Source organism: Methylophaga sp. UBA4204 (assembly GCF_002379485.1).
Lineage (GTDB): Bacteria > Pseudomonadota > Gammaproteobacteria > Nitrosococcales > Methylophagaceae > Methylophaga.
Genome location: NZ_DFTU01000036.1, coordinates 55913 through 69827 on the forward strand (window position 1 = coordinate 55913; position 13915 = coordinate 69827).

Annotated in this window: 10 protein-coding genes; 3 read left to right on the top strand and 7 right to left on the bottom strand. The window is 44.3% G+C overall.

All coding sequences use genetic code 11. The features are described from left to right. The 7 genes from B3182_RS04955 to B3182_RS04985 form a co-directional block, all read right to left on the bottom strand. The coding region (locus tag B3182_RS04955; protein ID WP_292751762.1) for a diguanylate cyclase at window positions 1-1505 on the bottom strand (1505 nt) is incomplete at its 3' end. Between the two features lie 309 nt (window positions 1506-1814). Next, a complete protein-coding gene (locus B3182_RS04960) occupies window positions 1815-6380 on the bottom strand; it encodes an EAL domain-containing protein (RefSeq protein WP_292353571.1) in 4566 nt (1521 codons plus the stop codon). Between the two features lie 288 nt (window positions 6381-6668). Next, window positions 6669-7223 carry a VPLPA-CTERM sorting domain-containing protein gene (locus B3182_RS04965; RefSeq protein ID WP_292353572.1) on the bottom strand — a complete coding sequence of 185 codons (555 nt, stop codon included), beginning with the start codon at window positions 7221-7223 and terminating at the stop codon, window positions 6669-6671. Between the two features lie 255 nt (window positions 7224-7478). Beyond that, complete coding sequence (locus B3182_RS04970) at window positions 7479-8030, bottom strand: hypothetical protein (RefSeq protein WP_292353573.1); 552 nt, start codon at window positions 8028-8030, stop codon at window positions 7479-7481. A 119-nt stretch (window positions 8031-8149) separates the two neighbouring features. Continuing rightward, on the bottom strand, window positions 8150-9223 hold the full coding sequence (locus B3182_RS04975; protein ID WP_292353574.1) for an ABC transporter ATP-binding protein: 1074 nt from the start codon (window positions 9221-9223) through the stop codon (window positions 8150-8152). After that, window positions 9213-10805, bottom strand: a complete 1593-nt coding sequence (locus B3182_RS04980; protein WP_292751765.1) for an ABC transporter permease — start codon at window positions 10803-10805, stop codon at window positions 9213-9215. Before B3182_RS04980 ends, B3182_RS04975 begins: the two co-directional genes overlap by 11 nt. A gap of 124 nt (window positions 10806-10929) precedes the next feature. After that, entirely contained in the window at window positions 10930-11970 is a 1041-nt protein-coding gene (locus B3182_RS04985; protein WP_292353575.1) for a Fe(3+) ABC transporter substrate-binding protein, read from the bottom strand. Between the two features lie 242 nt (window positions 11971-12212). On the opposite strand from B3182_RS04985, the gene gmk reads away from it, so the two are divergent. From gmk to B3182_RS05000, 3 genes are all read left to right on the top strand, one after another. After that, window positions 12213-12824, top strand: coding sequence for a guanylate kinase (gene gmk / locus B3182_RS04990; RefSeq protein ID WP_292353576.1), 612 nt, complete (start codon window positions 12213-12215; stop codon window positions 12822-12824). Between the two features lie 50 nt (window positions 12825-12874). Next, on the top strand, window positions 12875-13135 hold the full coding sequence (rpoZ, locus tag B3182_RS04995; RefSeq protein ID WP_292353577.1) for a DNA-directed RNA polymerase subunit omega: 261 nt from the start codon (window positions 12875-12877) through the stop codon (window positions 13133-13135). Between the two features lie 45 nt (window positions 13136-13180). Beyond that, window positions 13181-13915: HD domain-containing protein (locus B3182_RS05000; RefSeq protein WP_349677926.1), on the top strand; the 735-nt coding region annotated here is incomplete at its 3' end.

Here is a 13915-nt window from a genome sequence, read left to right on the forward strand (position 1 = left end):
CCACCGGCTTTTTCAAATCCGTTCTGTCGCATGTATTGTATGGTTTGTGAGATTACTTCTCTGATATTTTCTGCGTAGGTAATACTGTCGCTGGTGATGGCAAATTCATCACCTCCCATCCGGTGAAGTACGCCGAGATCCCCAAGTTTCGCTGACAGGACTCTGGCAAACATCTGCAGCATTTCATCACCTTTTTGGTGCCCATAGGTGTCGTTATAAAGCTTGAGGTTATCCATATCCAACAGCGTTAACATACCGTCAGCCGGTAACTCTTCCATGGAAATATCCAGGGCATAACGATTGGGCAGGCCTGTAAGTGCATCATGATGGGCAATTTGCAAACTCTGCTGGACCAGCACCAGATTATGTTCTTTTTCCCGGTAAACCTCGGCAAACTGATATCCCAGAACCAGACCGATAAGTAATACTTCAACCGTGACGGCTAACAAGCCGATATGCTCGATATAGATGGTGTATACACCATCCAGATCCTTGCTGGAAATTGCTATCGAGCCAATCACAAAAAAAGCAGCGATTGCCACCAGATAAAAATAGGCAATTTTATAGCCTTCAAATGCTCTTACCAGAGCCGCAATCAATGCATAGAGCATCATCAGACCAACACCATAACGGGCGCATTCTATGATCAGATTTTTATTGAAAATGGCCACAACGAATAATACTGCCAGCATCATTAAAAACAGTTTTGCCAGCTTATCCAGCCTGGGATGCGTTTCGGGGTGGATCTGTAATAAATGCTTGGCAAACAGAATGTAGGCAAAGTTACTCAGCAGAATGGGACCGCCGACAAAGTAAAACCAGTGGATATTGAACAGATCCGGGGTAATTAACAGCGCCGTACCGTTGTAGAGCACATTCATCATGATAAAAAAGGTGTACATGATTTCGGTGGTACGCCGTCTGACCAAAGCCAGAATGGTGTAATACACGCCAAGACTTATCAGAATGCCCATACTGACCAGGGTAATAACAGTGCCCCATTTTATGGCTTCACGATAATGCGGCAAGCTGTCCCAATAAGGCTGAGGCTGGGCAATAAAATAGGGTGAAACCAGTTGGGTGGTGAGCTGATACTGACCCGGAGGCAATCTGAATTCGCGTCCATGACGCATAAAAAAAGTGTTTTTGACCTCTGATTCGATTCCACCCCGGGCTTCTGCAATGAAATTACCTGAAATGTCAGTTATATAGTGATGAAAATGTCCTAATACGCTGCCATTTTTAAAATCAATAACGATTGTTTCATCAGCATCAGTGATATCAAATACGGATTGAAAGACGTAATGCCCGCCAGTTAAAGACGGAGCATTGACAGTGGTTTCAGGCGGATCTGGAAAGATCCAGTTGGCACTGACTTCATACCACTGACCAACAAATGATTGTTGTGCAAAACTGGTAATGGGAAGAAGAAAAAGAACAAAACATAATGCATATCTGAGCAGATACAATGATCGATCCGCCCCAAATTGCTGAAGCAGCAGCATGTTCAGTTAATTTCCATACTGAAAAGCTCCATTATTTTCATATGATTACGTATCTTTATTATTATTGGCAATTAGCAGGGAATTTAGCATATTTACCTTGTGATTGTAACAATAAGATAGCGCAAGTATCAGGTGTGGGGTGGGGGGTAACAACACCTTCCAGGTAGAAGTTCTTTAAAAGTACGTAGGTAAATTAAGTTGTCTGCCTAATAATATTTTGAAGTAATTCTTGGGATCGAAATAGCTTCCTGACCAATCAATTAAATGCTTTTATGCTCTTTTTTTTCATTGTCTGTTTTAGTAAGAAAATTAGTTTTTTTGAATATCCATTGCTTTATCAGCCAGCTGAGAAACAGAAAGTGGTTTGCTGAGGTAAAAGCCCTGGACGCCCTGGCAGCCAATATCACTCACCGTTTGCATAGCATGCTGATTTTCAATCCCTTCAATGACGGTTTCATATCCCATTTCGTGCAACATGGTCAGTAATGCTTTTACTTTGCGACGTTTTTGCGGGTCTTTCTCGAATTGATAAATAACCGAACGATCCAGTTTTACTACTTTAACTTCACTGAGTTCCGTAATATAACCAAAGTTTGAATAACCTGAACCAAAGTCATCAATGGCGATGGAGACCCCCAGATCGGTGAGGTTTTTCAATGCCAGTTTTGCATTTTCAAAATGGGATAAAAGCGCCACTTCTGTGACCTCAATAGTCAGCCAGTCAAGTGGAGAAAGCGTTAGCAGCTTTTGCAAAAGTTCACTTTTGTCAGGGTCATGCAAACGATTTAAATGTGTCGGGTGCATATTGATGGAAATGCTGAGTTTTTCAGCTTTTTCCGGATGCTCCTTTAACCATTTTTTGCGTTGCTGAACGACCTGTTCGATGACCCACTCATCCAGTTCTGTGGTGAGTTTTGACATCTGCACAATTGGGATAAGTTCATGAGGCATAATGTGCCCCAATTCGGGGTGATGCCAACGAATCAGTGCTTCCAAGGATGCATTTACATCGGGCTCGCTGCAATGGAATATCGGCTGATAAACTAAATGTAAACCGATATCTTCCCCCTCAACCAAACCTCTTTGTAACTCGGCTTCAATCTGCAATTGCTTTCTAAGTTCATCTGAACGATCCGGGTCAACAAAGCCAAAATAGCCTTTGCCATTTTCTTTGGCACGGTACATGGCAATATCCGCATTTCGCAGCAGAATATCCGGTAAATCGCCATCTTCAGGGTAGATGGCAATACCGATACTGGAGGAAATAAATAGATTCTGGTTAGGGGTATGAAAGGGTTGTTTCATACTTTCGATGATTCGTTGTGCAAATAGTTGTGCATCAACTTCAGATTCTATGTCCTCCAGCAGAATGACAAATTCATCACCACTTATTCGAGCAAAAGTATCACTCTCACGGACCAATCTCGAAACAATATGAGTGAAATACTGCAATACATCATCACCAACAGCATGCCCTAACGAATCATTAATGCGTTTGAAATTATCCAGATCCAGAAATAACACAGCGAACTTACTTTCTTTGCGATGACTTCTGGCAACGGTGTCTTTCAGGATCTGATTAAGATGCATCCGGTTTGGCAAGCCGGTCAGTTCATCAAATAAGGCCAGTTGATGTAATTGCTGTTCACGTCGTTTTAATTCAGCAATATCGCTGGCCAATAGCACGTAGCACGCATCACCGTCATGCTGATCTTCTACACGACTGATGGAGACCATCTGGGGTTTTAATTTGTCATGGATATAAAAGCTGAGTTCGCCACGCCACGAGCCTTGTTCTGCTAACGTCTTCCATAGCTGTTTTAAAGATAATTCACTTTCTTCATCGCATCGCAGAAAGTCATTCACATTAGTCGCCAGAATTTCATCATTTTCAATATTGAGCGTAGTCAGCATTGCCTGATTGGCATACAGAATATTTTGCCGGTCATTAATCACCAGAATATTGTCCTGCGTGTTATCAAATACCGATTGTGCCAGTGACATTTGTCGATTATTTTTTATTGTCTGAGTAATGTCAGATTGCAGGCCAATAAAGTGAGTCACTTTATTATTGTGATAAACCGGTGCGATGTTGAGCTGATTCCAAAAAGTTGTTCCATCCTTACGATAATTCAATATCGTGGTTTCATAATGACGGCCTTCTTTGATCGCCTTTTTAATGGATTGAACGGCTATTTCAGGCGTGGCTTCACCCTGTAATATCAGACAACTTTGACCGATTACTTCCTCGCTTTCATAACCGGTCATTTCAGTAAAAGCACGGTTGGTATATAGAATCGGCATATTCTCAGCCAATGCATCCACAATAACGATGCTTTGCTGAGCGGCTTCCATTGCTCGCGCCTGCAGATTATTATCAATTAAGGATTGTTTCAGACGGTCATAGGTATGAATTAATTCGGTGTTATCCCAGAATAATAAAACGGCACCATTAATATTTCCCTGATTATCCATATAAGAATTAACCGATAACAGATACTGGCGTTCACCGGAAATTTGGAAATTTACGGTTTCCCCGGTTTCACGCGCTTTTTCAATCAGTTTGACCAGATCCGGCAGGTTATGGTCACTGCGTAACTGAGTGATTCGTAAACCCACATTGTCAGTATTCAAATTGAACAGTTGCTCTGCAGCGGGATTAAAGTGCGTCAGTAATAAATTGTCATCTATTACAATCAACGGGTGGGACAGGCTGTTTTGCATATTCTGCAAGTCGGCATTAAGCGTAATAATTTCATTACTTTTTACCTGCAATTCTTCATTGACGGTTGTCAGTTCTTCATTAGTTGATTGCAATTCTTCATTAGCCGTTTCCAGTTCTTCGTTAGTCGATTGCAACTCCTCATTGGCCGACTGCATTTCTTCATTAACTGATTGCAGCTCTTCGTTTGAGGTTTCCAGTTCTTCAATCACTGTCTGCAAGTGTTCCTTGGTGGAGGACAACTCCTGTTGCAATTGCACGATACGTTCATAATTTGCCGAATCGGTTTCTTCTTCAAAATTGTCATCGAGCGTCGTCTGTTCGAACCTGACCAGATATAACGCATCATTGATATCTTTGATCTGCAACGGGATGACTTCAAACATATACGCAATATCGCCCAGGCGAATATTATGACTGCGGTAAGCTTGCGTTTCATTTCTGGCCTTATAGACCAGACCTTTGATTTCCAGCTGAAATTCGCTGCGAATCATGCTCTGGATATTCAGGCTGGCACGGCCACGACCTATTTGAGTGATGGGTGAGATATCACCATAAATAAACCGTATTTCCATACTGCTATCGACGACAAACGCATTGCTAATGATGTGTTGGGTAACTGCTTTAAACACCCGTTCGTCCATGGTTTCCACATCCTTCATAACGGGCGGTTTTATCGGGGCGGATGGCTTGCTTAAAGATTGCTGTTTCACCTTGTTTCTTCGGTAAAACTCCAAACTGTTTACATTTCGACGGGAAAAGGTTCGACCGGCATTAGAATCAATATCAAACAACTCATTATTGGTTAATGATTCTGATTGTCCTAAAAACAGGAAGCCATCCTGATTCAAAGCATAATGGAAAGTGGCCTGAATCTGTTTTTGCAATTGGGCTTTCATATAGATCAGGACATTGCGACATGTCACCAGATCAAGCCGCAGAAAAGCCGGATCCTCGACCAGATTATGTTTAGCAAATAACACCATATCGCGTATTGATTTGTTGACTTCATAACCATCGCTCATGTGCGAAAAATGCCTATCCAGCCGTTGTTGGGATAATCCTTTTATGGCTGCAAGTTCATATTTCCCTTTACGGGCAATGGTTAACGCTTTGGTATCAATATCCGTGGCAAAGATCTGTGCACGATAATCGACAAGGTCATTTCCCAGAATTTCACAGAGTAAAATGGCGATGCTGTAGGCTTCTTCACCTGTTGCACAGCCAGCGACCCAAATACGGATTTCATCACCTTTACTTTTTCCTCGCAGGATTTTTCTGAGTAGTCGTTCGAGTTCATCAAAAGCGTCTGCATCACGAAAAAATGCAGTTACCGAGATCAGTAAATCCTGATACAGATAATCCAGTTCTTGTGGATACTCCTGTACATATTGTTCATATTCAATCCAGCTGGCCGTATCGGTCGCCACTAATCGCCGATGAATGCGTCGGCGCAGGGTATTATCTTTGTAATTAAAAAAGCTGACGCCAGTATGCCTGGCTAACGCTTGCAAAATAGTATCGAAAGAATCTAATTGATTATCGGTATTTTTGGGTAGCTTGCTAATGGCTTCATAATTCGCTAAACGAATCAATTCCTCAGCGATTTTGGCCACATTCAATACACGGTCAATGCATCCTGTTTCAATCGCGGTTTTGGGCATACCCTCATATTTGGCTTCATTGGGCTGTTGAGCAAACACAAAACCATCGCGCGCTTTGATTTCCCGACATCCTCGAGCGCCATCACTTCCAGTACCCGACAAAACGACACCAACAGCTCGGTCCTGATAGGCCTCAGCCAGGGAAATAAAAAGATCATTAGCCGAGGGTTTAGGCACTCCCGGTTTGCGATTGGATTGCAGAAATATTATATCGTCACTGACGGTGCCGTTATAACCCGGCGGAATGACAATGGCAGTGCCTAACATTAAGGGCATACCATGTTTGGCGTTAATGACGGGTAAGTTACTTTCGCGCGAGAGCAAATTGGCCAACAGGCTTTCATGATCAGGGGAAAGGTGTTGCGCAATGACAATACAGATACTGTCATGTTTAGGCAGGTTTTTTAATAAACTGGTTAGTGCTTCCAATCCGCCCGCTGAAGCCGCTAAACCCACGTAAAGTGGTTTTCGACTAACACTTTTAAGCATGAATGACTCCGATAGAACTGCCGATACTGTTTCCGTAATTTGGCACTGCTGATCATCGGATAGCAGGAAAAGAGGTTATCTTTGAAGGGCAGTTTTGTTGATTTTTCAGCACATTAACATTTGGCAAAACTGATAAGCCTTAACTTGAATTAACCGGGTTTTATCGGGTTAACAATCAGCAGGCTCAGATAATGTGTTTGTTATATTTCACCGGAAGACTTGATTTAATAAATTGTAGGCAAAAAAAAGCCATGCTATGCACGGCCTTAAAATTAAAATTGGTTTGGCTTAGCTGGCAAAACGCCGTCTTAAACCTAGGAAACCTATCAATGTAGGTGCAAGTAACCATAGCGCTGCTGGTAGCGGTACCGCTGACGTATTGAAATAAGCAATGTGTGATACGTCCTGACCAGTATGAGTGGTATAACTCAATTGAGTGATAGGTGAATTAAATAAGCCAACCATCGTGAAGTTCGAATATTTCATTAAAAAACCCTGGAATGCGATTCCAAGTGATGAAGAGTCAAATATATTGCCCACAGGAGGCGGTTCAATTTTTGTAAAATCAGTCACTATAAAACCGGCGCCTGCTGCATTCAAAGCTGTTTGGAGTTGACTCGCATCAACCGCATTAGGCAATGCGTCCTCAATTAAATAGCCACTAGATGCACCTGGCATATAATCAGTAATGTTCACTACAGTGGAGATCGTACCTTCATGGCCAGGAGGTCCCGCGGGAGTTAAATAGTTAACTGGATTGGTAAGTGATAATGTGGCTGCATTTACAGCAAATGACAAGGTTGCCATTCCTGCTATTACTAGTGATTTAATGTATGTATTCATAATGCACACCCCCCCTAGAAATGTGAATTATTTGTGAACTACGTCTCACAATCTAGGCCTGAATAGATTTTCTGCATATTGTACTTTGGTACAAGTTTTCGATTTTTTATGAGAAAAAGTCATGGCCTTGTGTGGGGGGACGCACTTATTAGTTTTAGCCAGGCATTGGTAATAGAGAAATAAAGCCTTTCACGAATCACGAAAAAACCAAAAAAAAGCCGTGCATTGCACGGCTTTTTTCAAAAAGATTCTTTGTTATTTTTTCAGACGACGTCTTAAGCCTAAAAGCCCCATCATTGCCGGGGCAAATAACCATAAAGCTGCCGGAACGGGCACTTCTGAAACAGACGTATTGAAATAGGCGATATGTGAAACGTCTTTTCCATTATGGGGTAAGAAATCCAGGCTGGAGATCGGCGAGTTGAACAGACCTATTAGTGTGGTTGTACCATATTTCATCAGGAAACCACTGAATGAAAGGCCCAAAGGGGCTGTATTCAAAGTGTTGCTGGCAGGACTGTTGATTTTGAAAAAATCCGTAACCACAAAACTTGAGCCGATAGCAGATAAAGCCGTTTGAACATGTGCCGCACTCATGGCGGTTGGATTAGGTTTTGGAACATAAAAACCTACTGACGCATCTGGTATGAAACTATTAATATTAAGAATCTCAGAAATAGACCCTTTAAAGCCATTGGCATTGTAGGAAGTTGTACCCGCCAAAGATAATGTTGCTGCCTGAATAGAAAAGCTAAATGATGCCGCTAATAGGACTAACAAGCTTTTAATAAAGGTAATTTTTTTCATACAGAAGTGCGCCTCCAGAGGTGCGAAAGACATAATTAAAACCTACGTTACGTAATATAAAGATAAAACTCGCCAGCGCCTATAGTACCTTGGTACTACTTCCTGTTATTTGTTGGGAATTATTCCTGAAAATCTGAAAATACCGCCAGATGGTCAGCTTCTAGCCTTATTCCAAGGTATTCACCCACCTCATGTTGATGATGACTCTGCACTAAACACAGTATGTGTTGCCCACTTTGTAGCCTCAAAGTATAGAGATAAACTGCTCCCCTGAACGCCCTGGCAACAATTTCAGCTTTTAGCGGGCTGTTATCGTCATGAATAATGTCATCCGGTCTGAGTAATAAGTTTACTTGTTGACCAGTACTCGCATTTGTCGTCATTTTGCCGCTGACAATGCCCAGCTCAGTGCTGATTTTATTATTTGCAATAATTTCGCCAGGGATCAATACACCTTGCCCGATGAAATCCGCGACAAATCGACTGCTCGGTCGGTGATACAAATCATAACCGTTACCCCACTGCAGCAATTTTCCTTGACCTAACACACCAATCTGATCGGCCATGGCAAAGGCTTCATGTTGATCATGGGTCACCATAATCGCTGTTACCCCATCGCGACGCAGTAAATGACGTACCTCCCGGGCAAGTTGTTCGCGCAAGTCGGAATCCATACTGGAAAATGGCTCGTCCAACAACAGGATATCGGGACGTGGCGCCATCGCTCGTGCCAGGGCAACACGCTGCTGCTGCCCACCGGAAAGTTGATGCGGATACTGGTTTTGGGCCCCCGTTAATTCAACTAATTCAAGTAATTCAGCTACGCGTTGCTGCTGTTGTTTTCGTGGCAGTTTTTGTAAACCAAAACCAATATTTTTGGCGACTGTCAGGTGTGGGAACAAGGCAAAGTCCTGAAACACCATACCGATATGGCGTTTTTCCGGAGGCAGGGAAAACTCAGCAACGCTGACGGTTTTACCGTGCAACACGATGCTGCCCTGCATTAATGGTTCAAATCCGGCAATAGCACGCAAGACTGAGGTTTTCCCACATCCTGACGGGCCAAGTAAGCAGGCAATTTCACCCTCTTTTAAGTGAAAGGAAATACCTTCAACGACTGGCCTGCCAGCATAACCAATGCTGATATTGTCGACGAGTAATTGTGGAAGTTGCATAGTGCTATCAGTTTTCATCAATCGCCAATTTTAACTTGCGGGATCGGGTAATGGTTTTACTTAACAGAATAACCGGAATGATGCCGGCAATCACAATAGCCAATGCTGCCGGAGCGGCTTCGGCCAAACGTTCATCAGATGCCAGTTCGTAGGCTTTTACGGCTAAGGTATTAAAATTAAAAGGACGTAAAATAAGCGTCGCGGGGAGCTCTTTTAATACATCGACAAATACCAGTAATAATGCCGTCATCAATGATGCACTTAACATCGGTATATGGATTTGTCTCAGTATCTGTAATGGTCGAAATCCAAACGAACGACCTGCTTCATCCATCGAATGGGTGATGCGTGTTAAGCCACTGTCTACGGTTTGTAATGACACAGCAAGAAAACGGGTCAGATAGGCAAATGTGACTGCGACCAATGTGCCACTCAATAATAGTCCAGTGGAATAATTAAACTGACTCCGCGCCAAATCATCAATGGTGTTATCAATCCAGGCAAAAGGAATCATCACACCAACGGCAATAACAGCGCCAGGTACGGCATACCCCATTCCTGCCACTTGAACAGCTCCGCTCACCAGTTTGCCTGGATAAAGTCGCTGGGCATAAGCCATAACAAGCGCCAGTAACAAAGCGAGTACGGCAGCAAACGCGGCAAGCGACAGGCTGTTGACCAGTAATCTTAGAAACTCTGCATCAATCACGGTATCCGCTACATGGATGGTCCAGCTAAGCAGTTGCAATGCCGGTAATAAAAAACCCAGTCCAAGGATAAACAGGCAAAACAGGAATGCCAGAAATGCCCGGCCACCGGTCAGTGGGAAACGACGCAGATCCTGATGACGACGACTGGTGTGGTGATAGCGGGCTTTACGACGGGAATAACGTTCGATCAGAACCAAGGCAAAGACAAATACCATCAGTCCAGCGGCGAGTTGAGCTGCTGCCGCAGCACTGCCCATACCGAACCAGGTTCGGAAAATGCCGGTGGTAAAAGTGCTGACGCCAAAGAATTGAACGGTACCGTAATCGGCTAAGGTTTCCATCAATGCTAATGATAAACCGGCAATGATTGCTGGACGAGCCAGCGGAAGCGCTACCTTCCAGAACGTTTTCCATGGCCCATTACCTAAGGTCCGACTGACATCCAGCACACAGATTGATTGATTCAGAAACGCCGCGCGGCTAAGCAAATAGACATAGGGATAAAGCACCAGAGTCAGCATAGCAACTGCGCCGTTTAGCGAGCGGATCTGAGGGAACCAGTAATCTCCGTATTGCCAGCCAAACCATTCACGCAGGCTGGTTTGTAACGGACCGGCAAAATCCAGCATTCCGGTATAGGTATAGGCAATGATATAGGCAGGCATTGCCGTTGGCAGCAACAAGGCCCACTCGAACACACTGCGACCTGGAAATTGACACATTGTGGTGAGCCAGGCCGTTGTGACACCGATTAACAGCGTACCCATAGCGACGCCAAGCATTAACAGCAGAGAATTACGAATATAGTCGGGAAGCACCGTACTACTTAAGTGCTGCCAGATATCACCACTGGGAACAAAAACATGCGCCAAAACCACTGCCACAGGCATTGACAGGGCCACTGCCAGTACAAAAATGAATGCCGGGTAGGGGCGAAATTGGTTTATGAAGGACATGTAATTGTAAAGTTGGCAGTTGATAGGGCAAAACTGCCAACTTTACGCATGCAATTGCTTATTGCCAACCCGCACGGTCCATCAGCCGCAACGCATCGGCGTTAAATTCACCTAATTTATCCATGTCCAGTGAATCGGCACGGAAGTCTCCCCACTGTTCAAGTACTTTGCCTCTTTCAATATCGTCTCGAACTGGATATTCACCATTGGTTTCTGCATACCATTGCTGAGCAGTATCGCTGGTCAGAAACTCCAGCAGTTCAATCGCATTTTCGCGATGTTTGGCATCTTTAATAATGCCCGCTCCGGATACATTAATATGCACACCACGGTCATCCTGATTTGGCCAGAAAACCGCTAACTTTTCTGCTGCTGCTTTTTCATCGGCATCGTTGCTGGTCAACATACCTGCCAGATAATACGTATTGGCAATAACAATATCGCACTGGCCCGCCGCTGCAGCACTGATCTGATCGCGATCTCCACCTTGTGGCGAACGGGCGAAATTGGCGACCAGTCCTTTTGCCCATTCTTCCGTTGCAGCTTGACCATTGGCCACAATCATTGAAGCAACCATTGACTGGTTATAAATGTTACTTGATGAACGAACACAGATTCGGTTGTTCCAGCGTGGTTCAACCAGCGCTTCATAGGTTGAAAGTTCTGCAGGATCGACACGATCTTTCACATACATAATAGGACGAGCACGCAGCGACAAACCAAACCAGTAACCTTCCGGATGACGATAGAAAGAGGGGATGCGTTGCTGCAGAATTTCAGAGTCAACGGGTTGTAACAAGTCTTCTTCCATAGCACGGTGTAAACGACCCGCGTCTGTGGTTAACAGCATATCGGCGGGAGTATTGCGACCTTCATTCTGCAGACGTTGCAATAGCTCATCTGCGTTACCAGTGACCAGATTGACTTTAATTCCGGTTTCTTCAGTGAATTCATCCAGTAAAGGTTTGATCAGCGATTCAATTCGGGCGGAATACAGATTGACTTCTTTTATCTCGTTTTCAGATTCATTGCTACATCCCGAGATAAACAACAGACTTAAACCCAAACAAACACTCAGAAAAATACCTGCTTTGCGCATAGAACACTCCATGGTTGATGACATTAACAATGATAATGAGATTTATTTTTGTTTGGAATAGGGGGAATTAAAGTTTTCTTGGGTTATTAACAAGAAGAATCATAATATGACGGTAGTTAGCTCGCACAGAGCCTGCTTTTAGCTTTGCAAAAAACTGGCACAAAAAAGCGTAAACCAGTATTGTTTTCACAAACGAAATTCAGGTTTCAAAACTGAAACTGCGCAATCTGCAAGGTATCAAAATGTCTGGAAGTTTATTTATTGTGGCGGCACCCTCCGGTGCAGGGAAAACCAGTCTGGTTCGAGCATTGGTCAAACAGGACCCGCATGTTCGCTTATCGGTATCCCATACAACCCGTGCTGCAAGAGCGGGAGAGGCTGACGGCGAAGATTACTTTTTTGTCAGTCAGGATATCTTCAGCAAGATGCGTGATGCAGGAGATTTTCTTGAATCCGCAACAGTATTTGATAACAGTTATGGTACTTCGGCTGCTGCAGTGCATCACCAGTTACATGCCGGAAATGATGTGATTCTGGAAATTGACTGGCAGGGGGCTCAGCAAGTAAGAAAAAACTTTCCCGACAGCAGCAGTATATTTATTTTGCCGCCATCCAAACAGGCACTTGAACAGCGTTTGAGAGGCCGCGGACAGGATGATGAAGCAACGATTTCGCGCAGAATGCGAGACGCAGAGAGTGAAATGTCACATTACGTTGAATTTGATTATCTGATTGTGAATGATGACTTTGATCATGCGCTCGCCAGCCTGACTGCGATTGTGGTCGCGAGTCGGCACAAACTGGCTGTTCAACAGTCAAATTACAGTACCTTGTTAGCGGACTTACTGGCTTAAGCTGCGTATCTCTCGTAAAATTACATCTTTTAACCACAGGACAAATTAACATGGCACGTACTACCGTTGAAGATTGCCTCGAAAATGTAGATAACCGTTTTCAATTAGTGCTGGTTGCGGCAAAACGCGCTCGTCAGATTGCCATGGGTGATGATGCAATGGTGCCGGTCGATAACGACAAACCTACTGTTCTGGCACTGCGTGAAATTGCCGCAGGTCTGGTTGATCGCACTATTCTTACTAAAACCTCAGCTCGTCAACATGCCGAAGAAAGCATGGTCAGCGATGAAGAGCTGCAAAGCGAAATCTAATTTACCGTGAGTGCAAAACCATCTGTTGCGTCTGAACTTGACTTCATCCAGGAGTCCGAGCCCAAACTCACGATAGATGATCTGTGTTTTGCCACTTCAAATTATTTAGAAAACAATCAGGTCGAGTCGATTCGGCGAGCTTATCACTTTGCCGAGCAATGCCATGAAGGGCAGACCCGACGCAGTGGTGAGCGCTATATCACGCATCCGCTAGCGGTAGCGCATGTACTGGCGATGATGCATATGGATTATGAATGCATCATGGCCGGTTTGCTGCACGACGTTATCGAAGACACGGAAATGTCCAAACGTGACGTAATCGCCGAATTTGGTGAACCCGTTGCCGAGCTGGTAGAAGGTGTCACCAAGCTGGCGCAGGCGGCATTTGAAACCAGACAACACGCCCAGGCTGAAAATCTGCGAAAAATGTTGCTGGCGATGTCCCGTGATATACGGGTTATTATCGTCAAGCTTGCTGATCGTTTGCACAATATGCGTACTCTGGGTCACCTGCGACCGGAAAAACGCCGCCGCATTGCCCATGAAACCCTCGAAATCTATGCTCCTATTGCCCAGCGTCTGGGAATGAATCTGATGCGCTGTGAACTGGAAGATCTTGGCTTTCACGTTCTTTACCCTATTCGTTATCGTGTGTTGGGTGACGCCGTGCGTAAAGCGCGGGGCAATCGCAAGGAAATCGTCAGCCAAATCACCGCTTCCATCCTCAATAGAATGGAGCAGGAAGGCCTTAGCGCCGATATTCAGGGCCGCGAGAAAAAT

What these genes read in the sequence shown, in the direction of transcription:
- B3182_RS04960 (WP_292353571.1), bottom strand. Translation starts at nt 6,380, where the DNA reads ATGCTTAAAAGTGTTAGTCGAAAACCACTTTACGTGGGTTTAGCGGCT.
- B3182_RS04965 (WP_292353572.1), bottom strand. Translation starts at nt 7,223, where the DNA reads ATGAATACATACATTAAATCACTAGTAATAGCAGGAATGGCAACCTTG.
- B3182_RS04970 (WP_292353573.1), bottom strand. Translation starts at nt 8,030, where the DNA reads ATGAAAAAAATTACCTTTATTAAAAGCTTGTTAGTCCTATTAGCGGCA.
- B3182_RS04975 (WP_292353574.1), bottom strand. Translation starts at nt 9,223, where the DNA reads ATGAAAACTGATAGCACTATGCAACTTCCACAATTACTCGTCGACAAT.
- B3182_RS04980 (WP_292751765.1), bottom strand. Translation starts at nt 10,805, where the DNA reads ATGCCTGTGGCAGTGGTTTTGGCGCATGTTTTTGTTCCCAGTGGTGAT.
- B3182_RS04985 (WP_292353575.1), bottom strand. Translation starts at nt 11,970, where the DNA reads ATGCGCAAAGCAGGTATTTTTCTGAGTGTTTGTTTGGGTTTAAGTCTG.
- gmk (WP_292353576.1), top strand. Translation starts at nt 12,213, where the DNA reads ATGTCTGGAAGTTTATTTATTGTGGCGGCACCCTCCGGTGCAGGGAAA.
- rpoZ (WP_292353577.1), top strand. Translation starts at nt 12,875, where the DNA reads ATGGCACGTACTACCGTTGAAGATTGCCTCGAAAATGTAGATAACCGT.